Source organism: Herbaspirillum rhizosphaerae, assembly GCF_001189965.1.
In the GTDB taxonomy this organism is placed as follows: Bacteria; Pseudomonadota; Gammaproteobacteria; order Burkholderiales; family Burkholderiaceae_D; genus Herbaspirillum; species Herbaspirillum rhizosphaerae.
The window spans coordinates 100,528-124,085 of the sequence record NZ_LFLU01000003.1 but is presented as its reverse complement, the minus strand read 5'-3'; the positions used below and the strand labels follow the sequence as shown (position 1 = coordinate 124,085).

Genomic DNA, 23,558 nt, shown 5'->3' with positions numbered 1-23,558 from the left:
AAACAAGAAAAAATGAGTGGAGTTCAGCTCAACTCAAAATGAATCGGCGGCAATCCGGCGATCTGGCCGATCACCATGCCCGGCGCTTTCGGAAAATACATCCCGGTGTAGGAACCGGTGGTAATGACAGTGCCGCCGGGGATGGCGATGCCGCGCTCGCTGCAGTGATTGACCAGCCAGCTCAGCAGGCGACGCGGATCGCCGGCGGGATTGACGCCCTGCCCCTTGAACACGTCCTCGCCGTTGAAGGTCAGGTGCGCCTCCGGACGGCGGAAATCGAAGCCGTCGCGGTAGTCGCACAGCTCGCCGATCACCAGCGCACCATGATTTTGCAGATCCGCCAGTTGGCTCAGCTTGGGCACCTCGGGCCATCCGGCGATGCGGCTGGAAACGATTTCGATGGAGGCGCCCATGGCGCTGATACTGTCCATGATCTCCGCCTCGGCAATCGGCGCCGACCTCGGCGTGAAATCGCAATCGAAGCAGAACATGATTTCCAGCTCGATGCCGAGCACCGGAAAAGCGCTGCGCCGCAGCGATGACGACGCCGGATGAATGCCGCCCAGCGGCAAGGGCGCGCCCTGCACCGGACCGGTTTCAGTCTTGGAACCGATCTTCCAGCCGCCGATGGCGGCGCGGCTGCGGCGCAGGAAAGCCTGTTGCGCCAGGTAAGCGTCTTCGATGCTCGCGGGTTCCAGCTCGTCCGGTACGATGGCCAGTGTGGCCTGGCGGGAATAAGCGTCGCTCAACAGATGGCCGAGTTCTTCAGCCGCAGAAAGTAAAGTCGTCATGGCTATCTTGTCTCAGTGAGGTTCAGGAATGCCGTTGATCAGCGACGGCATTCCTGGCCGGAAGTGCTTATTGGGTGCAGTCCAACAATCAGACAATCATCAAACAACAATCAGGCGCGCGCCTTGACCACCTGGCCGCCGGCGTCCGGCGTGGTGTTTTCGAACTTGCTGTCCGGCTGCATGCGGAAAGCCAGCAAGACGCCAAAGCCCATCAACACCATGCTGCCGAGGAAAGGCAATTCCCAGTTGCCGGTCTTGTCGATCAGGTAGCCCGACAGCACCGGCGAGATGATCGCTGCCAGCGCGGAACCGGTATTCATCATGCCGCTGGCGGTGCCCGAATATTCCGGCGCGATGTCCATCGGAATCGCCCACATCGGACCGATCGTCATTTCCGCGAAGAAGAAGCCGGCGCCCAGACACAAGATCGAGATGTAGACGTTATGCGTGAACATCAGCGGCAGCAGCGACAGCAAGGTCAGCAGCATGCACACCGACACCATGTAGCTGCGGGCGCGCTTGAGGTTGCCGGTGTTCTTCAGGATCTTGTCGCTGACGATGCCGCCCAGGGTGTCGCCCACCACGCCGGCGAAAAACACGCTGGAAGCGAACAGCGCCGACTTCTTGATGTCGAGGTCGTAGCTGTGCAGGAAGTATTGCGGAATCCAGCTCAGGAACAGCCACAGCGTCCAGCCGTAGCAGAAGTAGACGATGGTCACCGGCATCATGCGCTTGAAGAGCGGCCCCCATGGAATCTGCGCGCTCTTCTTTTTGCCGGCCGGCAGGATCGCCAGTTCTTCCGAGGTGATGCGCGGATGTTTGGACGGATCCTCGGTGAACACAAATGCCCACACGATCACCCACACCAGGCTGAAGGCGCCGAAGATGTAGAACGATTCGCGCCAGCCGTGTTCGGCCATGATCCACACCACTGCCGCCGGCGCCACCGCATTGCCGATGCGGGCAAAAGCGTGGGTGATGCCTTGTGCGAAACCGCGTTTTTCTTTCGACACCCAGCGCGACATTGCGGTGGTCGCCGCCGGGAAGGTGGCGCCTTCGCCGAGGCCGAGCAGCAGACGCGCCAGCAGCAAGGACACCAGGCCGCCCGCGAAACCGGTCAGCACGGTCGCCAGCGCCCACAGCAAGCCGCAATAAATCAGCGTGCGGCGTGCGCCGAACTTGTCGCTGACCCAGCCGCCGATGATCTGAAACACTAAATAGGGATAGGCGAAAGCGGAAAAGACCAGGCCGATTTCCGTCTTCGAGAGGTTGAATTCCTTGCCGAAACCGGCCGCGGCGGTGCTGACGTTGACGCGATCGAGATAGGTGATGAAATACATCATGCATAACATCAATAGCACGACCGTGGTCGCGCGCAAACGCAGGTGTCTCATTGCATTGTCTCCAGTATTGGTACACCGGCGCGCCGTGAGGCAGCTTTTCTCGGGCTGCTTCGATTCCTCTGCGGGATGTTGCTTCGCCGGGTTTTCGTTATTGATCCACGTGACCGGCGCAGCGCTTCCCGATGGAAGCGTGCTGCCCGGCGTTCTTTCCTCCGTTAATGCTTTTTGCTTTGCAGTGTTGTCTTGCGCTCCTTACAGCGCAAGACAACACGGATACGACTGACGCTATTTACCGATTCAGGCGACCTTCAGCGCCGGCTTGTTTTTCTTGGCGGTCAGGTTGTCCATCGCCGCCTGCACGCCGCTCCCGGCCAGCTTCACGCCCGCCAGCTTCAGGCCCATTTCGCAACCGGACAGCGTCGCCATCAGGGTCAGGTCATTGGCTTCGCCCAGATGGCCGATGCGGAACATGCCGCCCTTCATCTTGCCCAGGCCGGTGCCCAGCGACATGTCGAAGTTTTCGTAAATCACTTTGCGGATCGCATCGGCGTCGAAACCGGCCGGCGTCATCACCCCCGTCAGCACCGGCGAATACACCGCCGGATCGGCGCACTGGATCTCCAGGCCCCAGGCCGTGACCGCCTTGCGGCAGGCCTCGGCCAGACGCTCATGACGCGCAAAGACGTTGTCCAGCCCTTCGCCGAGGATCATGTCCAGCGCTTCGTACAAGCCGTAAAGCAGATTGGTGTTAGGTGTGTACGGCCAGTAGCCGGTGGCATTCATCTCGATGATTTCGCTCCATCCCCAGAACGCCTTCGGCAGTTTCGAGGTCTTGCTGGCTTCGATGGCTTTCTTCGAAACGGCGTTGAAGCTGATACCCGGCGGCAGCATCAGGCCCTTTTGCGAACCGGAGACGGTAACGTCGACGCCCCACTCGTCATGCCGGTAATCCGCCGACGCCAGGCCGGAAATCGTGTCCACCAGCAGCAGCGCCGGATGGCCGGCGGCATCGATGGCCTTGCGCACCGAGGCGATGTCGGAGGTCACGCCGGTCGAGGTTTCGTTGTGCACCACGCAGACGGCCTTGATCAGATGGCCGCTGTCCTTGCGCAGACGCTCTTCGATCAGATCGGCCTGCACGCCGCGGCGCCAGCCTTCAATCCCCGGCAAGCCGAGGAATTCCGGCTTCAGGCCCAAGGCTTCGGCCATCTTCTTCCACAGCGTGGCGAAATGGCCGGTCTCATACATCAGCACGGTGTCGCCGGGGCTCAGGGTATTGGTCAGCGCCGCTTCCCAGGCGCCGGTGCCGGAAGCCGGGTAAATCACGACCGGCTGCTCGGTCTTGAAAATCTTCTTGATGCCGGTCAGCACCTGCAAGCCCAGCGCGCCGAATTCCGGACCGCGATGGTCGATGGTCGGATAGCTCATGGCGCGCAGGATGCGATCAGGCACAGGGCTGGGACCAGGGATTTGCAGGAAATGACGGCCGGCTGGATGAAAGTCTAGTTTTAACATTTACTCCTCCTTTGAAATCTGTCTTGTGAAATCTGCTTTATCTAATTTTGTATTTTGAATTCAAAATACTTTATCAGTGAGATTCGGAGAGGTAAAGGTTTTTTTGATCCCGGCAGTCCTTACTTCAGGTACCGAATCAGCCCATATTTTTGGTAAAAACCGCGTATATAGATATACTTAGGATCGCCAATAGGGATTCCATGGCAATATTTTTCATCCATACAACAGCCGAAAGCTGGTATTTTTGGCAATGAACTTATCCCTGCTAAAATACGCCTCAGTAGGACATTAAGGATTTTGAATGCAAAATTCAGCAATTGGACTCGATCTCAACGAGACCCGGAACAAACCTGAAAACATCCCCGCCGCCCTGCCGAAACTGGAGCGCCAGCGTCTGCACGACACCGTCGTCGAGCACCTGCGCAACCTGATCGTCGAAGCGGTGCTGGCACCCGGCACCAAACTGAACGAGCGCGAGCTGTGCGAAACGCTCGGCATTTCGCGCACGCCGCTGCGTGAAGCATTGAAGGTATTGGCCGCCGAAGGCCTGATCGAGATTTCGCCCAACCGCGGCGCCTCGGTGTCGAAGATGTCCGAAACCGAGATCTGGGAAACCTTCGAACTCATGAGCGGCCTGGAAGCGATGTCGGGCGAACTGGCCTGCGAACGCATCACGCCGGTGGAAGTGGCCGAGATCAAGGCGCTGCATTACGCCATGCTGGCCTGCAAGGCGCAGAACGACCTGCCCGGCTATTACAGCCGCAACCAGGCCATCCACAACAAGATCAACGAAGCCGCCCGCAACTCGGTGCTGCACCAGACCTATCTCGGCCTGAACCGCCGCCTGCAGGCGCTGCGCTTCAAATCCAACTTCCGTCCCGAAAAATGGGACAGCGCCGCGCACGATCACGACGAGATGGTCAAGGCGTTGGAAGCACGCGACGGCAAACGCCTGGCGGCAGTCCTGCGCCAGCATTTGCTGGACAAGCGCGATGCGGTGCTGAATGTCCCCGTTGCGCCGACGCCGGCCACCGCCGCAGAAACGCCGGCGGGGAAAACCGGCAATCAATAAAATCAGTTGTGATTTGTCGCTGGAAGCCATCGCTTGCGATGACTTGTCGCCGCATGTCGGGAATGAGCTAGGCGGAGGAGTGAGGGTTAATGCTCGCCGCTTGGGGCGACCTCTCTGACCAGGCGCATACCGACCAAGGTATAGCGCGTGGTTGTCGTATTCCAATTACGGAAAGCGCAACGAGCGTACAGCGACCATGTGTGCCATGATCCGCCGCGGCGCACCTTCACCTCGCCAACTGGCGCTCCTTGCGGATCAGCCAGCGGGGAATGGGCGTAGGTCTTTTCACCATACCAATCGGAAGTCCACTCCCAGGCATTCCCCACCATATCGTAGAGTCCGAACGCATTTGCCGGGTAACTGCCTACCGGCGAAGTAAAGGAAAATCCATCACGACTCTTGAGGGCATGGCCGGCAAATTGCGGCCAGTTGGAGGCGGCATCGGCGTCGAAGGTGTTGGCGATGAGACTTAAGCCCTCCGGCGCATCGCCATTGGGATAACGGGTCTGGGTGCCGGCGCGACAGGAATACTCCCACTCGGCCTCGGTCGGCAGTCGATAGCGCGCATGCTCCTTTTTACTCAACCAATCGGCAAGAGCGACGGCATCGTTCCAGGAGACATTCAGGACCGGATGATCGTCACCTTGAGCAAAACCCGGATTGCGCCAGCTGTATTTTGGATTGCGCCCCTCGAAAGCGTCTTTGCGCTCGGTCTTTTCCGAATCATAGTTCGGGTTGTAGCCATAGCCGCCGGTTTTATCGCGAATCGATTCGGGTACATAGCCGGATTCGGCGATGAATTTGGCGAACTGGCCTACTGTCACCAGCGTCTTGCCGATATAAAACGGCCGCGTGATGTGGACGCTATGCCGTGGCCGCTCGTCGTCCAGATCTTGCAAACGTTTTTCTTCGTAATCGGGGTAGGCAGCTCTGAGCGCCGCGACGGACTCTTCGGTACCCATCATGAATTGGCCTGCGGGGATCAAGACCATCGTCATGCCGATCGAGTTGTCGATGGTGGCAGGAAGCGGATTCGTTTGATCGGCATGAGCAGTCGTCAAAACTACGCTGAGCAACATGGCCAACAAGACAGAGGCAGCTTGTTTCAAATCATCTCCGTTTTTATCACCGTTGATACTTCTTTGAACGTTCCAACTATGGACTACGCCCGGTTATCAATCAAGTGGCCAAGATCCCGATTTCGGAGACGTATTTAAAACTAGCAATGGTACGAAGGTCCGCTAGCAATCAAACAGATATATTCCAGAACAACGCCAGATCCGCTAGCGACCGACAAGCGAAGCCGGCGGGGCCATTACTCGCACCCACTTCCATTGAGCGCAGCAGACGAATGAAACAAAGCCGTATGACAGACCCTACTAGAACAGCAAACCAGAAAGGAAAATGGGGAACAAAAGGAGAAACGGCAAATACGGAAGACAAAAAGCAAAAATGGAAGCCGGGACTGCGCTTCCATTATTCATTTTGCTTTTGATGCTGTTTTTACGAAGCCTCAGTTACATAAGTAACTTCCTGCTTCGATACCAATATTCAACAACATCAAGAATATTGGTAGGCACGATTGGACTCGAACCAACGACCCCTACCATGTCAAGGTAGTGCTCTAACCAGCTGAGCTACGCGCCTAGTGAAGAAGCGAGATTATAGGGGCATTTTTTATTTTTGGCTAGTCTTCGCGGAAAGTTTTTTAAAAAATCTTGTTCGGCGCTTCTTCCCTGACCAGCCGGCCCGTCGCAAAGCCTACTGCCGCCGGGCTTCCAGCACGCCCTTCACTTCGCGGATCACGGCCAGCGCCTTGATCAGTTGCGCGGTCGAGCCGATCTCGGCGGTGAATCCCATGCGCGCCTGCCCCTTCACGCTTTGCGTGCTGACGCCGATCACGTTGATCTTTTCGCGCAGGAAAATTTCTGAAATATCGCGCAGCAAACCCTGGCGGTCGCCGGCCAGCACGAAGATATCCACCGGATACACCGTATCCTTGCCCGAGTTGCCCCATTCGGTCTGGATCACGCGTTCGGGCGCCTTGCGGCTCATTTCGGCGAAGTTCTTGCACGTCAGCCGGTGGATGGAGACACCCTTGCCGCGCGTGACGAAGCCGACGATGCTGTCCGGCGGCGCCGGTTTGCAGCAACGCGCCAGTTGCGTCATCAGGCCTTCGGTGCCGACCACCAGCACGCCGGACTTGGCGCCCTGCACCACGCTCGATGCGCGGCTCTTGCGGGTGATCGAGGCTTCGTCGGATTCGGTGTGCTTGTTTTCCCTGCCCTCTTCGCCTTCATGCAGCGCCTGCTCGATCTGGCGCGGGCTGAATTCGTCCTTGCCCAGCGACAGGCACAGATCGTCGACCTTGCCGAAGCCGAGCTTGTGTGCGAGTTCTTCCAGGTTGACGGCGGTCTTGCCTTCACGCTGCAGCGTTTTTTCCAGCACGGCGCGACCGTGGGCCAGCGTCTCTTCCTGTTCGATGGCGTTGAACCAGGCGCGCACCTTGGAGCGCGTGCGCGAACTGACGGCGTAACCCGGGCTCAACCAGTCGCGCGACGGGCCGACGCCGGGACCGCTCTTGACGGTGATGATGTCGACGGTCTGGCCGTTCTTGAGCGGCGTGTTCAGCGGCACCATGACGCCGTCGACGCGCGCGCCGCGGCAGCGATGGCCGACGTCGCTGTGCAGGTGATAGGCGAAGTCGATCGGCGTGGCGCCGTTGGGCAACTCGATCACGCGCGCCTGCGGCGTCAGCACGTAGATGCGCTCGTCGAGCGTGGTCGACTTGAGCTTCTCGACCCAGTCGCGGCGCACTTCTTCCTGCTCGACCACCGCGTCGGAAACTTCGCTCTTCCACGCCAGCAGCTGGCGCAGCCAGGCGATCTTTTCGTCGTACTTCTGCGCGGCGAAATTGGAACCGCCGCTTTCCTTGTAGCGCCAGTGCGCCGCCACGCCGTATTCGGCGAAGTGATGCATCTCGTGCGTGCGGATCTGCACTTCCAGCGGGCGGCCGTCCTCGGCGATCACGACCGTGTGCAGCGACTGGTAGCCGTTCTGCTTGGGCCGCGAAATGTAATCGTCGAACTCCTTGGGAATCGGCACCCAGATGTTGTGGATGATGCCGAGCACCGTGTAGCAGGTCTTGATATCGTCCACGATGACGCGGAAGGCGCGCACGTCGTACAGCTCGGAGAAATCGATGGCCTTGCCGCGCATCTTGTTCCAGATGCTGTAGATGTGCTTGGGGCGGCCGGAGACTTCCGCCCTGATGTCAGCCGCCGTCAGCTCGGTGCGCAGGCGCTCGATGGCGGTGGCGACAAACTCGGCGCGCTCGATGCGCTTTTCTTCCAGCATCTTGGCGATGCGTTTGTAGGTGACCGGCTCGATGAAGCGGAAGGACAAATCCTCCAGCTCCCACTTGAGCTGCCAGATGCCGAGGCGATTGGCCAGCGGCGCGTAGAGATCGAAGGTCTCGCGCGCATATTGCGCGGTGCTCTCGTTCTCCAGCTTGTTCTCGGCGAAATAGCGCAAGGTGGTCACACGCGAGGCCAGGCGCACCAGCACCACGCGCATGTCGCTGGCCATCGCCAGCAGCATCTTGCGCAGGGTTTCGACTTGCGCCGCCGCCTGTTGCGCCGCGTTCTTGCCGCGCAGGACTTCTTGCGGATGCTGGAAGGTCAGGCTGTGGAAACGCATCAACTGGCGCACGCCCGCGACCAGATCGGTGATGTCCTTGCCGAAGCGCTCTTCGATCAGCGCCGCGGCATCCAGATCAAGCACATGCAGCTCGAACAGCAAGCCGGCGATGCGCGTTTCGGCGTCGACGTTGAGCGCGGTCAGCACGCTGACCACGCCCTGCACGAACTGCAAGGCATCCTGCCCCGACGGGATAGGCTTGCCGGCATACAGAGGCTCGACGAACGCCAGCGCGCTCAATACGCGTGCGGCGTCCTCCGGACTCAAGCCGGCGACGATGGGGGCGCTACCCTCTTGCGGAACTGCGACGACTGAAACCATGAAACCTTGCTTTGTTTATTTTTGAGCAGCGACGATGATGATCTCGACCAGCAATTCAGGACGGGCCAGCTTGGCCTCGACCGTAGCGCGCGGCGGCGTGTTGCCGGCAGGCACCCAGCTGTCCCAGACCGAATTCATGCCTTCGAAATCCTTCACGTCGGCGATGTAGATCTGGCACGACAGGATATTTTCCTTGCTGCTGCCGGCTTCCGCCAGCAGACGGTCGATGTGGCCCAGCACTTCGCGCGTCTGGCCTTCGATGTTCTGGGTGGCATCTTCGGCAATCTGGCCGGCCAGATAGACGGTGCCGTTGTGAATCGCAGCTTCGGAGAGACGCTTGCCGACGTGGAGACGTTGTACTGTCATGATGTTTCCTCTGTAAATATGTGTGGGTTGATGTCCGGTGCTGCGGGCACTGTTGCCTTTCCTGGGCGACGCTTGCCGGCCTTGCAGCCTGTTTTTTGATGTTGGACGAATCAACCTGTCAGTAATTCAATCGTATTGCATCGATTCAGCCGAGCAAGAAGTCCTTCGCCACCTGGATCTGCTCGGCATGCATGAACGTCGGCGCATGGCCGACGCCTTCGAACTCCACCAGCCTGGCCTTGGGACCGCGCTGCGTCATTTCCTGCGCCACCTCCGGCAACAGCAGGTCGGACTGCTTGCCGCGCACCAGCAGCGTCGGGCAGCGGATCGCATCATAAGCCGCCCACAGCATCGCCTCGCCGATGCTCGCCGCTTCCGGCGTCATGGTCTTGAACGGCTCGGCCAGCTTCAGATCATAGTGGCGCGTCCACTTGCCGTCCTTGTCCTGGCGCAAAACATCTGCGGCCAGCTTGTGCCATTCCTCATCCGTATGCAGCCCGAAGGTCGCCGAAATGGTGCGGATATATTGCGCCGCCTCGTCAAAGGTCGTGAAGCGGATATCCTGCCCGATGTATTCGCCGATGCGCGCCAGCGCCGACGCATTGATGGAAGGACCGATATCGTTGAGCACCAGGCGACGGATGGGATTTTCCGGCATCGATGCAAGACCCATGCCGATCAGCCCGCCCATCGACGTGCCGAACCAATCCACCGATTCCGCATCCAGACGCGCCAGCAAAGTCACCATGTCGCTCACATACTGCGGAATCACGTAATACTGCGGCGCCTGCAAACGCCCCGAACGCCCGCGCCCGACCACATCCGGGCACACCACCCGATACGTCTCGGACAACTCGCGCGCCATCACGTCGAAATCGTCGCCCACGCGCGTCACACCGTGCACGCACACCAGCACATTCGGATTATGAGGATTGCCCCACTCCTTGTAAGCCATCGAATGCAAACCGGCAGGCGAAATACATTGAACTGTTTTCAATACAGCTTGTGTCATGGTCTCGACCAGGTGAGGTTGGAATACTCGATATTTTACTCCCTGAGGCGGCTGTTGTAGACCGGAAAGAGAAATGACTACCGACAGCGGCCCAGTGACCGGCCGATGCCCGCGCATAGCAAGCGCAGAGGGTAAAACGGAAGGAAACGGGAAACCGTTCGGGGAATCGGCTGATGATTGAAGGATAAATGGCTGATTTCAGACGGAGTCGCTGCTATAATGCGATCCTTTTCGGCGATCCTACGCCGCGAAAGCCCTCTGCCTGAGTGGTGAAATTGGTAGACACAGCGGACTTAAAATCCGCCGCTTACCTGGAAAGGGGCGTACCGGTTCGATTCCGGTCTCAGGCACCAAAGAGCTGTTTCGTTCAAATTCGAAAAACACAGAACAGCCACCAAAACAGCAAGTTTTGACGGCTTTTCAACATCAACACCTCGCCATTTTTAGTCGCACATGCATCCATAGCGCGAGTTCTCGAATGTCTATGGATGAAATGCTAAAAATCACAATTATCCTCCTCGGTGATGTGCTCAATATAGTTTCATATTTTGGTTGCTATACCAAAGTTGCGCATTTGGGGTTCCGATAAGAGTGAAACAAAGTTCTTCTAGAGACGGCAGCAAAAATGACTCAATCAATGCAATAAAGCCCGTCGTTAACGATGCATAGGTCATATGAAACTCGGTCTCTTTGTTGTGCACAATCGCACATCGCATTTTATAAACGAGATCGCTGAAAAAACCTGGCGCCGCCTGTCCTGAAACAAATGCGGAATGTGACTTATTGATACCCATCTCATACAGTGCATGCTCTATATCTGCGACTGGTGCCTGAGTAGGAAGTGCCTGCCAACGTGTAAGTATTCGACTTTCGATCGTTGCACCTGATGCAGGGATCGGAAAAACCGCTGCAAACATTTTCGTCAATGCGGGGCCTTCATACATGTCCACATGATCGTATAACCTGCGGAAGTCACGAATGGAAAACATTTGACCACCTTGCTGACGCTCCAATTGAACGATTGGACGCTTGAACATGAAATTCTCCACGACGTGATATATCGTTAAGAATTTGAGCAGTGGCTCATCCCGGCTATTGTATTCACTCAATACCTCTAACACGTCACCCCACTGATGATAGGGCACCAACGGGTCAATCGAATCTAAATTCCCAGTTTGTGGAGCAGCTACATACCGACGTGGAATATGAACTTTTTTCCCTTGCGCCAGCACATGTAAAGAAACGAATGCCCTCACCATATCGTCTGAAATAAGCCCCTGCGACCGCTTTATCACACAAATATGCGAAGAAGAAAATTCTCCTCCTTGAGCAATTGCACCCAATACATGAAATACAAGGTCTGGAGAAAGACTCGTTGTAGCTGCCTGGAATTCCTGCTCTAAAAGGCTAAAGTCATCACATCCTATAACTAGAAGTGATTTTTCAAGCGATTGAACATTTTCTCGTCCAAACCAACGTAGAGGCAATGCAATGGCCAGATCTCTCGTTTCGAACAACGACTCATCGATGGTTATCTGATCAAGCACAGCCCCAGTTGAATAAAGCATGCTAGCGAGCAAAATGAATACTTTAAGCTTGCGATATGCCGCATTTGGGAAATGAGGAAAATGAGTCTCAAACGTTTTGACATTCTGAAGTAAAGTCGGCCAGTTTGAATATGTAGTGTTGTTCACACGAGCCTCTACCAAGTCAGCCCTTATTCCTCTCATCTCTTCAGTCAAGGAAATAAAAATAGCTTCCAAAGAGGCATCAGCGGATAACGTTCCCACGAAATTTTCAGCTTCCTGCGAGTCAGAAAGGCGGTCAACTTCAGAGATAGGCCAGTTAAAGAGTACGTGATTTTTTCTCATTGAGCACTCGCTCCGAAAAAATTACGCCAATCAATTGGCCTGCTGTAGGCACTACTCAAAATCTCTGTCGTAGCATTGAACACAGCATTTCGATTGATGCTACCGATGTTCACTTTACTCAGTTCTACTGAATTTCTTACAACCTCAAATTGTTCTAAGTTGAATACTTGAGGATCGGCTCGTACCAATACAAGCAGCCTATCCATCGTCTCCTCCCTTGGAGTATTGCTAGTTACTGAATACGCTCCAATGCCTGCACAAAGTCCCGCCAAGGAAACCTCTCGCCCCATCCATCGCGTGCCAACTTCCCCATAATTTTGCGTAAAAATTTGGTCAAGTTGAAGTAAGAACGCCACGAAATTCTGAAGAAATTTCGCACTCATAAATTCAAAATAAACGTCGAATCTACCTTCTCCATTTTGAATTTCTTGTATCAAATCCGTGGTCGGCGCAACGGGCTTACACTCGTATAAAGAAAGAAGAGCAGTGATGATATGCGCAAAATGAAAAGCCCCGCATTGACGGCCTTTACTAAACTGCGTAGCACCAACTTCTTTCTCTCGAACAAGCTGGAACGCTCCAGCGCTCCCTTGACTTAGCATTGGAAGAAGATTCAAAAATAAGAGCTCTAATTGATGCCTTGCTTTTACCGGTTTGTGTCCGGCATTCAAAATCAGCATCTTTTGGACTTCGGCCTCTGAACTTAGTCCCGTCCATATTTCAAACCATTGAATGTTTTGGGTATATGCTTCAAGTAAGCGATTCGATCCAACGTTCAGTAGCGCCTCAAAAACTACTCTTAAAACTTCTGTGTTGGAGTCTCGCGCGCGTAGATCCGAGGAAAAGTGTCTTGAAAATTTGAAACGACTCCATGACAAACATTCTTCTGGAGAGTGATCTCGCGGTAAGAGCGCATATTCAATTGTCTCGCGTATACTTTTCAGACGAAAAGTTCTTTGCAATCCATCAAGTATCTTAAAAGTTTCAATCCGTAATTCCTGACCATTACGAACAAACTTATTGGAATCAACAACCAGTACGATTGGAGGGATATGTCTGCGTTCTAGCACCGTATTTACCAGATGATCTAGATAAACATTTGAAACAATTTCTCGTTGCACATCATAGGCTTTATAGGTTGCAGGTAAGCCAGCCACATATTCCTCTAGAGTGATCTGGGCAAGAAAACAAATCCCCTCTCTTTCCTCACGTTCGTCGAGTATTTTTGCAATCATCGTCATATAAAAATATCTTTATGCTGATTAAAAATAAGGAATCTACGATTTGAAAATCAAACTAGTCGTTCGACATACCCTCGACGCCCATAGGTATAAGATAGCCACTGTTATGCTTGTTGATTAGCTGCTATTACTCTAATCGAACTTTGGCGTTCACCGCGAATGCATTTTTGCTTAGAACGGTATAAAAAATTCTGAGTTTTCAGTCTTTTAATCGCTCACCGTGAAATCTTTGCAGATGTCTTTGCACGAAATCCCATCATCCCAGCCAAGATGTATGAGCCTCATATTTCAGTAAGAATAGCCACGCGCTTATCGTTGTACTCCTGCTCCGTAATCAAATTCGACTCTTTGAGCTTGGTGAGTTTTTTAAGGCGCTCCTCAATCGAATCAGAGGAAGGCTCTGCGAACGAGGATTTGAAAGTAGCGGCACCCGCGCAAGCAGCATTGATGTCATTCATCAACGCAACCTCGTCGAACATCGTGACGCCTTTTTTATTTCTCGTCAGATTGGAGTAATAGCGGCCCTTAGCCAGAGTGGCTTGCCGGAGTTCGGGATTCGCTGGATGCTGCTTCAACTCTTCCAGGCTGTTCATGTAACTGGCTTTTGCCGCTTTCAGTTCTCGTTCTTTTTTAATTGCATTCCAAATCACTGCGGCAATGCCAAGAACAACCACTATCCAAAAGACTTCCATGCTTCCCCCGGTTATTGTTTGATGTTCGTTTGTTTTCGAGTAATTGATATTCAAGCTTTAAGATTACTTGGATATCAAACTGGTAAGCAATAGCCGGGCAGCACTTTATTCTGCATATATTTGATTTCGAAACACATACATCCAAGTATGTTTTAATTTGCGAAATAAAATTGCCTTAGCGCATCGTAAATTTGAGAAACTTTCAGGAGGAGATCATGACAAAACAGGACACGACAAAAACCCCATCCGCATCAGACCTGATCTCCCAAAAAATCGCCAGTCTCGCAGACTGGCGCAGCGCAACCCTCACAAGAATGCGCGAGCTGATCCAGCAAGAAGATCCGGAAGTCATCGAAGAAATGAAATGGGGCGACATCCCCGTGTGGTCGCACGACGGTATCGTCTGCACCGGCGAATCCTACAAGAAGGTGGTCAAGCTGACCTTTGCCAAGGGCGCGTCGTTGCAGGATCCTGGGTCGCTGTTCAATTCAAGTCTCGACGGCAAGGTGCGGCGCGCGATCGATATTCATGAAGGGGAAGAGATTGATGCGGCGGCGTTCAAGGCGCTGATTCGCGAGGCGATAGCCCTCAACAGCGCCGGCAAATTGGCTGCAAAGTCGAAGTCGGTGAAGAAGGTGAAGGATTAGATTTACTGCAGATATGGCAGCGGTCTACGCTGCCGGCGATGACGCAAAAACGCCATCAGAGGCGGTCTTTGAGAGAGCTACATCCAAAGCCGCTTTCACTCAGGAACGAATCCCCTCCCCGTTCCCTGCATTCAACATTTACAGCAAGACTTGCAATCAACAATCAGGCGTCCCGCTCCACGCGATTGCGGCCGCCGTGCTTGGCTTTGTACAGCGCGGCATCGGCGCGCGCATAGGCGTCTTCAAAATCGGCGCCGACGTCGCTCCAGGAGATGCCGAAGCTGGATGTCACCGGGCGTGACGGCAGGCAGGGGAAAGTTTCCTGCACGATGGCGAGCCGGATTTCTTCTGCGATGACGACGGCTGCATCGAGCGATACGCCGGGCAGCAGGATGGTGAATTCTTCGCCGCCGACGCGGCCGATTTCGCCTTCGCCGTTGAGCGTTCTGCGCAGGCGGTTCACCAGTTCGCGGATGACGGCGTCGCCGGTCGGGTGGCCGAATTCGTCGTTGATGCGTTTAAAGAAGTCGATGTCGAGCACCACCAGGGACAACGAGGTGCTCTTGAGGAAATGATGTGCGCGCTCGAAGATGGCGCCGCGATTGAGCGCGCCGGTGAGGTTGTCGTGCTTGGCTTTGTAGTCCAGCTCGTCGCTGAGTTGCTGCAGTTTGGAGTTGAGCTGGTTGAGTTCGCGCTCGGTGCGGTCGCTGCGGGCGATCAGGCGGCGGCTTTCGCGCATGAGGCGTCCGTAGCTTTTGACCAGCTCTTCCAGCGCCTGCCGATATTGTTCGGGCTCTTCAGCGCCACTTGCCACGACTTGCGTGGCGCGGGTGAGAACTGCGGTCTCGGCTTCAAAAAGGTCGACGTCGCTCATTCGCTTTTTACTGCCTGGTCGTGGAAAACGAGATTAGGGAAGTCTTCGCTCAGTTCCTGGCCGAACTCGAAGATGGTGTCGTCTTCTTCGTCGTGGTACCAGTTGAGGACGACTTCGGTGCCGGTCTTGGCTTTTTCATTCAGCGTGCCGAACAGCGAGAACAGCATCTTGGTGCTGGAGCTGTTGAAGTAGGCCAGCGCCACGTTGACGGTGATGCTGGCGCCTTCCGTATCCTGTTCCAGGAACTGGCGCAGCACGGCGATGATGTCGCCCCAGAATTGCGCTGCGTTTTCCGGATAGGACTCCCCTTTCAGCGAGAGCTTGCGCTCGTCGAAACGGAAATCGACTTCAGGGGAACTCGGACTGGCCGCGATAAATAAGTTATCCATATTTACATTCTTTATTCAAACAAACCACGAGGAACACTTCTCCCGCCATCAAACAAGGTCACACGATATGGCGGGTCAGATTGTCGCTCTTAAATAAAACATTGAGGTGCCGTCGGCAGCCGGCGGCGAGAATTCAAACTCCAGCGGCTCGCTGGCGTCGCGCGCCATCGTCAGGAAACCGAGTCCGGCGCCTTTGCTGTCCGGCGGCGTCTCGGCGCGCAGCATCTCCTTATACTCCAATTTGATTTCGTCGATGGTGAGCGAGCGCAAATGTTCCAGCTTTTCGCGCAGCTTTTCGGCGACGACGGCGTTGACCGGGTTGGAGCAATGCAGGTAGTAGCGCTCGTTGGTCAGCGAGATGAAGACTGCCCCGTGACGCATCCCGGCTTCCGAAATGCCTTTTTTCTCATACGAGTCGGCCGAATAGTGCACGATGTTCTGCGTCATTTCAATGAACGACGAAAACAGTTTGCGGCGCGTCACCGAAACGGCGCCGGTGTGTTCGGCGCGCAGTTTGACGGCATCGGCCATCGCGGCAATGATCGTTTGCGAAAAATAGCCGACGTAATAAAAGATCACGTCGCGCCGCTCGACGCACCGGTGAAAATCATCCCACTGCTGTTGAATCCCGTTCATAGCTATCTGCACTTGACTTCTACTTGCTGTTAATCGATCCGCGCAGGCGGAAACTGAAAAAGGTCAGGTCGTCGCGGCGACGCTGCTGCCCCTGGTAGTTCTTTTGCTCTTCCATGATCTTCTTGCCGAACTCGGACATCGGCAGATCGCGGCTGGCGAGCATGGCGTTACGCAGGCGCTGCTTGCCGAAGGCGATGTTCTTGGGGCCGCCGATCTGGTCGATGATGCCGTCGGTGGCGGTCATGACGACCGCGCCCTCGCTCAACTGCACGCTGCGGTTGCTCCACTTCATGTCGTCGGGCGTATCGATATAGCCGAGACCGGTGCGCGAGCCATCGAAGGTCTGCACTTCTTCTGCGCCGGGCAAGAGCACCAGCAAAGGCATCTTGGCGCTGGCGTAGGTCAGGCTGTCGGTGGCGGCTTCAAACCAGAAGAAGCAGGCGTCCATGCCGTCGTCGGATTCGGAACGCTGCTCGGCCGTGGCGTGCTGGCCGAGCACGCGCTTCATGCTGCGGTTGACCTCGCCCATGACGCGCGCCGGATCGTGCGGGCCATGCTGCTCCAGCGCTTGCTTGAGCGACGACGAGGCGATCAGCGTGAGGAAGGCGCCGGGCACGCCGTGCCCGGTGCAATCGGCCACGGCGGCGAACCAGCCGTCGGCATAGCGTTCGAAATGATAGAAGTCGCCGCCGACGACGTCGCGCGGCTCCCAGATCAGGCAGGCGTCGGCCAGCGCTTGCGACATGGCCGTGCGCGAGGCGCTCAGCATGGCGCGCTGGATGACGCTGGCGTAGTCGATGCTCTGCATGACCTGGCGATTTTTTTCCGCCTGCAGCGACACCATCATGCGCATCAGGTCCAGCCCGGAGCCGAGGCCGGTGAACTTGCCCTGCTCGACGATCATGAAGCCGTCGGCCAGCGTCTTGTCGCCGGACTCGACCGCCAGGGCGCCGAGCGTCTCGATGGAGGTGTCGACTTCGACGATGAGCGGATCCTTGTCCATGAAGGCGATGCAGCTCTTCTTTTCGTAGAGCTCGCGATGGTAAGGTTTGGACATCTGCGACATGAAGATATTGCGGCTGATGAGCCCGATCGGATGACCGTTCTCCAGCACCGGCAGGCTGATCAGTTCGCGATGGCGTCCGAATACCTCCAGCACCCTGGCATTGTTTTCTTCAAAGGTGACGGAGGGTACGCTCACCGCCAGCGCACTGGCCGTCGGTTGCTGCAAATGACGCCCTGCCATCGGCGCAAGGCTAAAATCGGTGTCCACTTGGTCCCAATCCCAGTTAACTGCAAAACATAAAATTATTGTTTAACCAGCAATTTTAGTTAACTAGTGTGACAGCGATATGACGGCCTCCGCACCCAGGCGGGACGGGCGATACAGGCTGCTTTTGGACTGACCGCCCTTCAAAAATTATTTCCTGACACCCAGCCGGTAGGCCGTGGTCTGGCGGTAGACCTGGCCCGGCCGCAGGATAACCGCTTCCCGCTCCGGGCTGTTGACCTGGTCCGGATAGGCTTGCGCCTCCAGGCAGAAGCCGTCATGCATGGCGTAAGGCTGGATGGCCCGTCCCTGCACACCGTTCAGAAAGTTGCCGCTATAAAACTGCAGCCCATTCTCGGTGGTCGAGACGGTCAGTTCGCGTCCGGAGCCCGGATCGTAGACCGTCGCCACGTCGCGCAGCGGCTGGACGCTGCGGCCCGGTTCGGCGACCTCATCGCTTTCCCGGCGCAGGCAATAGCAATGATCGAAACCGCCGGCCACCCTGAGCTGTTCGTCGGGCCATGCCAGACGCGGGCCGATCGGCGCCGGCTGCCGGAAGTCGAAGGCGCTGCCGGCCACCCCGGCGACTTTTTCGGGTATCAGTTTGCAGTCGACTTGCAAATAAGCGTCGGCGTCGATGGACAGGATGTGATCGCAGATGTCGCCGGCGCCGCCGTTGAGGTTGAAGTAGCCGTGCGAGGTCAGGTTGATCGGCGTGGGCGCGTCCGTCGTGGCGGTGTAGTCGATGCGCAACCGGCCGTCGTCGTCCAGCCGGTACAGCACCGAAGCCAGCACGTTGCCGGGAAATCCCGCCGCCCCATGCGGCGACGCCAGCGTCATCCTCAGGCCCTCGGGATCGCTCTGCACCTGCCATGGCATCAGGTGAAATCCGCCCTTTCCACCGTGCAGATGATTGTCGCCTTCGTTGCGGTCGATCTGATAATCAACGCCGTCCAGCGTGAAGCGGCCGTTGGCGATGCGATTGCCCCAGCGTCCGATCACGCCGCCGAAGAAGGCCGGATTGGCGACATACCCATCGCATCCGGCATAACCAAGCAGGACGTCGGCTTCGCGACCATAACGGTCAGGCGCCCACCACGAAATCAGCGTGGCGCCGCGGTCGCTGATGACGACGCGCATGTCGTGTGCATTGCGCAAGGTGTAGAAAGTGATGCCATGGTCGGCGGGGGCGCTGGTGATTGTGAAATGTGTCATCGTCTGGAAAATTGGCGATGGATTGAATCCGTCAATCCATTCGTTGGTTCATCTATGCGTTCGTGCGTGCCCGCACGTTATCTGCAGCTTGTATCGATATTGCCGCGGGCGATTTCTTCCGAGGGATTGCAACCGGTGGCGGTGCATCGCCTGCCATCTGCTCCTGGTATTCCCGCGGCGTGCATCCGAGTTCGCGCTTGAACACGGCGTGCATGTATTGCACGGAGGTAAAGCCGCAGCTGACGGCGATATCGGCGACGTTGCTGTCGGCCTGTTGCAGCAGGCGTTTGGCGGCATCCAGTTTGAAACGCAGGATCTCGTCATGCACGCTGCGCCCCAGTTCGCGGCGGAAGTACCACTCCAGCGAAGAGCGCGAGATGCCGACATAGTCGGCCACCTGCTCGGTCTTGATGCCCTGGCAGGCGTATTGGCGAATGAAATGCATGGCCTGCATCACGTGCGGATGATTGCGCGCTTCATGGCGGCTCGACGCCAGCACGTTGATGCCGGCCGGCGGCACCAGGATGCGCGTGTCGGCGAAGCGCGCGCCGTGCAGCATCTGGTGCAGCAGGTGCGCCGCCGTGCGCCCCATCTCCACCGTTCCCTGAATCACCGAACTCAGCGGCACGCGCGTGAGGATGCGCGCCAGCGGGTCGTTGTCGATGCCGATCAGCGCCACTTGCTCGGGCACCGCAATGCCGGCGCACAAGCAAGCCTGCAGCAGCTGGCGGGCGCGCGCATCGGTCACGGCGATGATGCCGATGGGCTTGGGCAGGCTGCGCACCCAGGCGATCTGCTGCTCGACGGCGGTATCCCAGGACGGCGCGCTGGTGCCGACGCCGCGGTAGATATGTCCCTGGATGCCGTCGCGCTGCATCAGCGTTTCGAAAGCTTTTTCGCGCTCCTGCGCCCAGCGGTTGACATCGGCCTTGGGCAGGCTGAAGCAGGCGAAATTCTGCAGGCCGGCTTCGATCAGATGATCGTAGGCCAGCTTCACCAGTTTGAAATTATCGGTCGCCACGTAGGGAGTATCTCGCGGATAGTCGGCATCATCGGCATAGGATCCGCCGACCGCCACCACCGGCAGATGCACTCCCGCCAGGGCTTCGCAAGTGGCCGGGTCGTCGAAGTCGGCAATGATGCCGTGCCCCTGCCAGCGCTCAATGCCTTGCAGGCGGCAACGAAAATCCTCCTCCAGGTACAAGTCCCACGAGGCGCGCGTGCTGGTGAGGTATTCGCCGATGCCGGCGATGATGTCGCGATCGAATATCTTGTTGCCGTTGAACAGCAGCGCAATGCGATGCACGGTCGGTACTCTTGTCACTCTGTGGTCTCCTCCAGGCATCGGAGTTATTGGTTTGTTGGCGATGACAACATGCCACCTGCCGTTTTGCGTACTCGCCGGTATGTATCCGTGCTTGTCTTATTCGTACTTGTCTTGTCTCGCTCTGCATTGCTACTGCACCGAGCCTTTTCATTCCGCTCCGGTGATTGTACCGAGGCGTCAGCGCTGCGTCAGGCCAAATCCCCCTTTGTGCAACTGCAATAGAAAGAATCACTATCCCGGTTGGTGAATTTCGTAATTGTAGACGCCTGTCGCTGATTGCTAGTATGGCCCCACATCAAACCCGGCAGGGATCTTCTGCCGGGAAATGATGGCAGAGCAGCAAATGAGAGCAAACGAGCAGCAGATGAGCGGAGCGCCTTACCACCTGAGTTTGCGGGGCGGGACAGCGAACCGGTTCATCCTCCCGGCATGGCGGCGAACGACAAATCAACCTACCAAAAGTCGCCGTTAAAAAAAGACTGATGCCGACCATGCGCGGGAGCATCCCCCTTAAAAATCATAATGAAACTGGAGACCAGGCAATGAACGCAATCCTGAAAAAAAGTGTACTGGCATTGATGGCGGTGACCACGATTTCGCTGGTCAGCACAAGCGCCATGGCAGATGCCAAGAATCCGAAAATCGGTTTTTCCATCGATGACCTGCGGGTTGAGCGCTGGGCGCGCGATCGCGATTTCTTTACCGCAGCAGCAGAAAAGCTGGGGGCGAAAGTGTTCGTCCAGTCGGCTGACGCCAGCGAAGCGCGCCAGATTTCGCAAATCGAAAACCTGATCTCGCGCGGCGTCGACGTGATCGTGATCGTCCCTTTCAACGCGACCGTGCTGACCAACACCATCAAGGAAGCCAAGAAGGCCGGCATCAAGGTGCTGTCGTATGACCGCCTGATCCTCAATGCGGATGTGGATGCCTACATCTCCTTCGACAACGAGAAGGTCGGCGAGATGCAGGCCGAGGGCGTGGTCAAGGCGCAGTCCAAAGGCAACTTCTATCTGCTGGGCGGTTCGCCCACCGACAACAACGCCAAGATGCTGCGCGAAGGCCAGATGAAGGTGCTCAAGCCTTACATCGACAAGGGCGACATCAAGATCGTCGGCCAGCAATGGGTGAAGGACTGGAACCCGACCGAAGCCTTGTCCATCGTTGAAAACGCGCTGACCGCCAATAACAACAAGATCGACGCCATCGTCGCCTCCAACGACGGCACCGCCGGCGGCGCGATCCAGGCGCTGGCTGCGCAAAAGCTGGCTGGCAAAGTGCCGGTCTCCGGACAAGACGCCGACCTGGCCGCGGTCAAGCGTGTGGTCGCCGGCACCCAGACCATGACGGTGTACAAACCCCTCAAGCTGATCGCCACCGAAGCAGCCAACCTGTCGGTGCACCTGGCCCGCAACGAGAAGCCGGCTTACAACTCGCAATACGACAACGGCTTCAAGAAAGTCGACACCGTGCTGCTCAAGCCGATTCCGCTGACCAAGACCAATGTCAACGTGCTGGTGGACGACGGCTTCTACACACAAGCGCAAATCGGCGGCAAATAACAACAAAAAAAACAATCCGGACAGGCATTGCGCCTGGCCGGCATTGTCGCTTTGTTCAATTGCGGTTGACGGCGACACGTGAAAGCGTGACGGCGCGGCGATGTTGCAGCGTCGATTTCGCCACGTATTCCGCAGTTTCTACTCCACGAGAGCATGCATGTCTGAGTACCTGTTAGAAATGAAGGGCATCGTCAAGACGTTTGGCGGTGTCCGTGCCCTGGATGGCATCGACATCAAGATCAAGGCCGGCGAATGCGTCGGCCTGTGCGGCGAAAACGGCGCCGGTAAATCGACGCTGATGAAAATTCTTTCCGGCGTCTATCCTCACGGCACATGGGACGGCGAAATCCTGTGGGACGGCAAGCCGCTGGCGGCGCAATCGGTGCGCGACACCGAGGCGGCCGGCATCGTCATCATCCACCAGGAGCTGATGCTGGTGCCCGAGCTGTCGGTGGCGGAAAATATTTTCATGGGCCACGAACTGACGCTGCGCGGCGGCCGCATGAATTATCCGGCGATGTATCGCCGCGCGGAAGAACTCATGCGCGAGCTGAACATGCCCGACATCAACGTCGCCCTGCCGGTGATGCAATACGGCGGCGGCCATCAGCAGCTGGTGGAAATCGCCAAGGCGCTCAACAAAAAGGCGCGCCTGCTGATCCTCGATGAACCCTCTTCGTCGCTGACCTCGTCGGAAATCGCGGTCCTGCTCAAGATCATCAAAGACCTCAAGGCCAAGGGCGTGGCCTGCGTCTACATCTCGCACAAGCTCGATGAAGTGGCGGAGGTGTGCGACACCATTTCCGTGATCCGCGACGGCAAGCATATCGCCACCACGCCGATGCAGGCGCTGGACGTCGACCGGATCATCACGCAGATGGTCGGCCGCGAAATCACGACCATGTATCCGACGCGCGACCATGAGATCGGCGAAGTGATTTTCGAGGCGCGCCACGTCACCTGCTTCGACGCCGACAATCCCAGACGCAAGCGCGTCGACGATGTGTCGTTCTCGGTGCGCCGCGGTGAAATCCTCGGCATTGCCGGGCTGGTCGGCGCCGGGCGGACGGAACTGGTGTCGGCTTTGTTCGGCGCCTATGCGGGACGCCATGAAGGCGAAGTGTTCATGCACGGTGCAAAGGTCGATACCGCAACACCGCTCAAGTCGATCCGCCTCGGCCTGTGCATGGTGCCGGAAGACCGCAAGCAGCACGGCATCGTACCGGACCTCAGCGTCGGCCAGAACATCACGCTGACGGTGCTCAACGACTTCTCGCACCGCACCCGCATCGATGCCGAATCGGAACTGAAGACCGTGCAGGACGAGATCGTGCGCATGCAGCTCAAGACCGCCAGCCCTTTCCTGCCGATCACCGGACTGTCGGGCGGCAATCAGCAAAAGGCCGTGCTGGCCAAGATGCTGCTGGCGCGCCCCAAGGTGCTGATCCTCGACGAGCCGACACGCGGCGTCGACGTCGGCGCCAAGGCAGAGATCTACCGGCTCATTGCGGAACTGGCCAGGCAAGGCGTGGCGGTGATCATGGTGTCGTCCGAACTGGCGGAGGTGCTGGGCGTATCCGACCGCGTGCTGGTCATCGGCGAAGGCAAGCTGCGCGGCGACTTCGTCAATCAGGATCTGACGCAGGAGACGGTGCTGGCGGCGGCCATCAACCAATCGCCGCAGCAGCGCACATTGCAAGCCTCTGCATAAGCAAAAC

The 23,558-nt window shown here is 56.9% G+C and carries 20 protein-coding genes and 2 tRNA genes; 5 read left to right on the top strand and 17 right to left on the bottom strand.

Annotated features, from left to right (window positions below):
* Positions 1–23: 23 nt before the first annotated feature.
* From AKL25_RS06015 to AKL25_RS06005, 3 genes are all read right to left on the bottom strand, one after another.
* Positions 24–791 (bottom strand): 2-keto-4-pentenoate hydratase, encoded by a 768-nt coding sequence (locus AKL25_RS06015; RefSeq protein WP_050476743.1) that lies wholly within the window; start codon positions 789–791, stop codon positions 24–26.
* Positions 792–901: 110 nt separating this feature from the next.
* Positions 902–2,185, bottom strand: a complete 1,284-nt coding sequence (locus tag AKL25_RS06010; protein WP_050476742.1) for an MFS transporter — start codon at positions 2,183–2,185, stop codon at positions 902–904.
* 246 nt (positions 2,186–2,431) lie between these two features.
* Entirely contained in the window at positions 2,432–3,649 is a 1,218-nt protein-coding gene (locus AKL25_RS06005; RefSeq protein ID WP_050476741.1) for a pyridoxal-phosphate-dependent aminotransferase family protein, read from the bottom strand.
* Positions 3,650–3,950: 301 nt separating this feature from the next.
* On the opposite strand from AKL25_RS06005, the gene AKL25_RS06000 reads away from it, so the two are divergent.
* Positions 3,951–4,721, top strand: coding sequence for a GntR family transcriptional regulator (locus AKL25_RS06000; protein ID WP_157050507.1), 771 nt, complete (start codon positions 3,951–3,953; stop codon positions 4,719–4,721).
* 86 nt (positions 4,722–4,807) lie between these two features.
* Here AKL25_RS06000 and AKL25_RS05995 read toward each other — a convergent pair whose 3' ends face one another.
* The 5 genes from AKL25_RS05995 to AKL25_RS05975 form a co-directional block, all read right to left on the bottom strand.
* A complete protein-coding gene (locus tag AKL25_RS05995; protein WP_420840700.1) occupies positions 4,808–5,830 on the bottom strand; it encodes a formylglycine-generating enzyme family protein in 1,023 nt (340 codons plus the stop codon).
* Positions 5,831–6,291: 461 nt separating this feature from the next.
* A tRNA-Val gene (locus AKL25_RS05990) sits at positions 6,292–6,368 on the bottom strand.
* A gap of 114 nt (positions 6,369–6,482) precedes the next feature.
* Positions 6,483–8,741, bottom strand: a complete 2,259-nt coding sequence (locus AKL25_RS05985; protein WP_050476739.1) for a RelA/SpoT family protein — start codon at positions 8,739–8,741, stop codon at positions 6,483–6,485.
* 15 nt (positions 8,742–8,756) lie between these two features.
* On the bottom strand, positions 8,757–9,107 hold the full coding sequence (locus AKL25_RS05980) for a RidA family protein (RefSeq protein ID WP_050476738.1): 351 nt from the start codon (positions 9,105–9,107) through the stop codon (positions 8,757–8,759).
* Positions 9,108–9,252: 145 nt separating this feature from the next.
* Entirely contained in the window at positions 9,253–10,119 is an 867-nt protein-coding gene (locus AKL25_RS05975) for an alpha/beta fold hydrolase (protein WP_050476737.1), read from the bottom strand.
* A gap of 260 nt (positions 10,120–10,379) precedes the next feature.
* On the opposite strand from AKL25_RS05975, the gene AKL25_RS05970 reads away from it, so the two are divergent.
* Positions 10,380–10,472: transfer RNA gene (locus AKL25_RS05970), tRNA-Leu, on the top strand.
* A 177-nt stretch (positions 10,473–10,649) separates the two neighbouring features.
* Here the strand turns inward: AKL25_RS05970 and AKL25_RS05965 are convergent.
* The 3 genes from AKL25_RS05965 to AKL25_RS05955 form a co-directional block, all read right to left on the bottom strand.
* Positions 10,650–11,990, bottom strand: a complete 1,341-nt coding sequence (locus AKL25_RS05965; RefSeq protein WP_050476736.1) for a hypothetical protein — start codon at positions 11,988–11,990, stop codon at positions 10,650–10,652.
* Positions 11,987–13,231, bottom strand: coding sequence for a hypothetical protein (locus AKL25_RS24110; RefSeq protein WP_157050505.1), 1,245 nt, complete (start codon positions 13,229–13,231; stop codon positions 11,987–11,989). The genes AKL25_RS05965 and AKL25_RS24110 overlap by 4 nt, the downstream gene beginning before the upstream one ends.
* A 281-nt stretch (positions 13,232–13,512) precedes the next feature.
* Positions 13,513–13,923 carry a hypothetical protein gene (locus AKL25_RS05955; RefSeq protein ID WP_050476734.1) on the bottom strand — a complete coding sequence of 137 codons (411 nt, stop codon included), beginning with the start codon at positions 13,921–13,923 and terminating at the stop codon, positions 13,513–13,515.
* A gap of 215 nt (positions 13,924–14,138) precedes the next feature.
* Between AKL25_RS05955 and AKL25_RS05950 the strand changes: the two genes are divergently transcribed.
* Complete coding sequence (locus AKL25_RS05950; protein WP_050476733.1) at positions 14,139–14,570, top strand: DUF1801 domain-containing protein; 432 nt, start codon at positions 14,139–14,141, stop codon at positions 14,568–14,570.
* Positions 14,571–14,733: 163 nt separating this feature from the next.
* On the opposite strand, the gene AKL25_RS05945 is transcribed toward AKL25_RS05950, so the two are convergent.
* The 6 genes from AKL25_RS05945 to AKL25_RS05920 form a co-directional block, all read right to left on the bottom strand.
* Positions 14,734–15,444, bottom strand: a complete 711-nt coding sequence (locus tag AKL25_RS05945; RefSeq protein ID WP_050476732.1) for a GGDEF domain-containing protein — start codon at positions 15,442–15,444, stop codon at positions 14,734–14,736.
* Positions 15,441–15,833, bottom strand: coding sequence for a DUF1987 domain-containing protein (locus tag AKL25_RS05940; RefSeq protein WP_050476731.1), 393 nt, complete (start codon positions 15,831–15,833; stop codon positions 15,441–15,443). Before AKL25_RS05940 ends, AKL25_RS05945 begins: the two co-directional genes overlap by 4 nt.
* A 75-nt stretch (positions 15,834–15,908) precedes the next feature.
* On the bottom strand, positions 15,909–16,469 hold the full coding sequence (locus tag AKL25_RS05935; protein WP_050476730.1) for a SiaB family protein kinase: 561 nt from the start codon (positions 16,467–16,469) through the stop codon (positions 15,909–15,911).
* A 19-nt stretch (positions 16,470–16,488) separates the two neighbouring features.
* Entirely contained in the window at positions 16,489–17,742 is a 1,254-nt protein-coding gene (locus tag AKL25_RS05930; protein ID WP_050476729.1) for a SpoIIE family protein phosphatase, read from the bottom strand.
* Positions 17,743–17,889: 147 nt separating this feature from the next.
* The gene (locus tag AKL25_RS05925) at positions 17,890–18,954 is read right to left on the bottom strand and encodes an aldose epimerase family protein (protein WP_050476728.1); all 1,065 of its coding nucleotides are present in this window, start codon (positions 18,952–18,954) and stop codon (positions 17,890–17,892) included.
* Between the two features lie 52 nt (positions 18,955–19,006).
* Positions 19,007–20,278, bottom strand: a complete 1,272-nt coding sequence (locus tag AKL25_RS05920; protein WP_240475654.1) for a XylR family transcriptional regulator — start codon at positions 20,276–20,278, stop codon at positions 19,007–19,009.
* Between the two features lie 581 nt (positions 20,279–20,859).
* Here AKL25_RS05920 and xylF point away from each other — a divergent pair.
* Positions 20,860–21,840 (top strand): D-xylose ABC transporter substrate-binding protein, encoded by a 981-nt coding sequence (gene xylF / locus AKL25_RS05915; protein ID WP_420840703.1) that lies wholly within the window; start codon positions 20,860–20,862, stop codon positions 21,838–21,840.
* A gap of 157 nt (positions 21,841–21,997) precedes the next feature.
* A complete protein-coding gene (gene xylG, locus AKL25_RS05910) occupies positions 21,998–23,551 on the top strand; it encodes a D-xylose ABC transporter ATP-binding protein (protein WP_050476725.1) in 1,554 nt (517 codons plus the stop codon).
* The last annotated feature ends 7 nt before the right edge of the window (positions 23,552–23,558 follow it).

What these genes read in the sequence shown, in the direction of transcription:
- xylG (WP_050476725.1), top strand. Translation starts at nt 21,998, where the DNA reads ATGTCTGAGTACCTGTTAGAAATGAAGGGCATCGTCAAGACGTTTGGC.
- AKL25_RS05950 (WP_050476733.1), top strand. Translation starts at nt 14,139, where the DNA reads ATGACAAAACAGGACACGACAAAAACCCCATCCGCATCAGACCTGATC.
- AKL25_RS05945 (WP_050476732.1), bottom strand. Translation starts at nt 15,444, where the DNA reads ATGAGCGACGTCGACCTTTTTGAAGCCGAGACCGCAGTTCTCACCCGC.
- AKL25_RS06010 (WP_050476742.1), bottom strand. Translation starts at nt 2,185, where the DNA reads ATGAGACACCTGCGTTTGCGCGCGACCACGGTCGTGCTATTGATGTTA.
- AKL25_RS05975 (WP_050476737.1), bottom strand. Translation starts at nt 10,119, where the DNA reads ATGACACAAGCTGTATTGAAAACAGTTCAATGTATTTCGCCTGCCGGT.
- AKL25_RS05940 (WP_050476731.1), bottom strand. Translation starts at nt 15,833, where the DNA reads ATGGATAACTTATTTATCGCGGCCAGTCCGAGTTCCCCTGAAGTCGAT.
- AKL25_RS06005 (WP_050476741.1), bottom strand. Translation starts at nt 3,649, where the DNA reads ATGTTAAAACTAGACTTTCATCCAGCCGGCCGTCATTTCCTGCAAATC.
- AKL25_RS06015 (WP_050476743.1), bottom strand. Translation starts at nt 791, where the DNA reads ATGACGACTTTACTTTCTGCGGCTGAAGAACTCGGCCATCTGTTGAGC.
- AKL25_RS05980 (WP_050476738.1), bottom strand. Translation starts at nt 9,107, where the DNA reads ATGACAGTACAACGTCTCCACGTCGGCAAGCGTCTCTCCGAAGCTGCG.
- AKL25_RS05985 (WP_050476739.1), bottom strand. Translation starts at nt 8,741, where the DNA reads ATGGTTTCAGTCGTCGCAGTTCCGCAAGAGGGTAGCGCCCCCATCGTC.
- AKL25_RS05935 (WP_050476730.1), bottom strand. Translation starts at nt 16,469, where the DNA reads ATGAACGGGATTCAACAGCAGTGGGATGATTTTCACCGGTGCGTCGAG.
- AKL25_RS05965 (WP_050476736.1), bottom strand. Translation starts at nt 11,990, where the DNA reads ATGAGAAAAAATCACGTACTCTTTAACTGGCCTATCTCTGAAGTTGAC.
- AKL25_RS06000 (WP_157050507.1), top strand. Translation starts at nt 3,951, where the DNA reads ATGCAAAATTCAGCAATTGGACTCGATCTCAACGAGACCCGGAACAAA.
- AKL25_RS05925 (WP_050476728.1), bottom strand. Translation starts at nt 18,954, where the DNA reads ATGACACATTTCACAATCACCAGCGCCCCCGCCGACCATGGCATCACT.
- xylF (WP_420840703.1), top strand. Translation starts at nt 20,860, where the DNA reads ATGGCGGTGACCACGATTTCGCTGGTCAGCACAAGCGCCATGGCAGAT.
- AKL25_RS05955 (WP_050476734.1), bottom strand. Translation starts at nt 13,923, where the DNA reads ATGGAAGTCTTTTGGATAGTGGTTGTTCTTGGCATTGCCGCAGTGATT.
- AKL25_RS24110 (WP_157050505.1), bottom strand. Translation starts at nt 13,231, where the DNA reads ATGACGATGATTGCAAAAATACTCGACGAACGTGAGGAAAGAGAGGGG.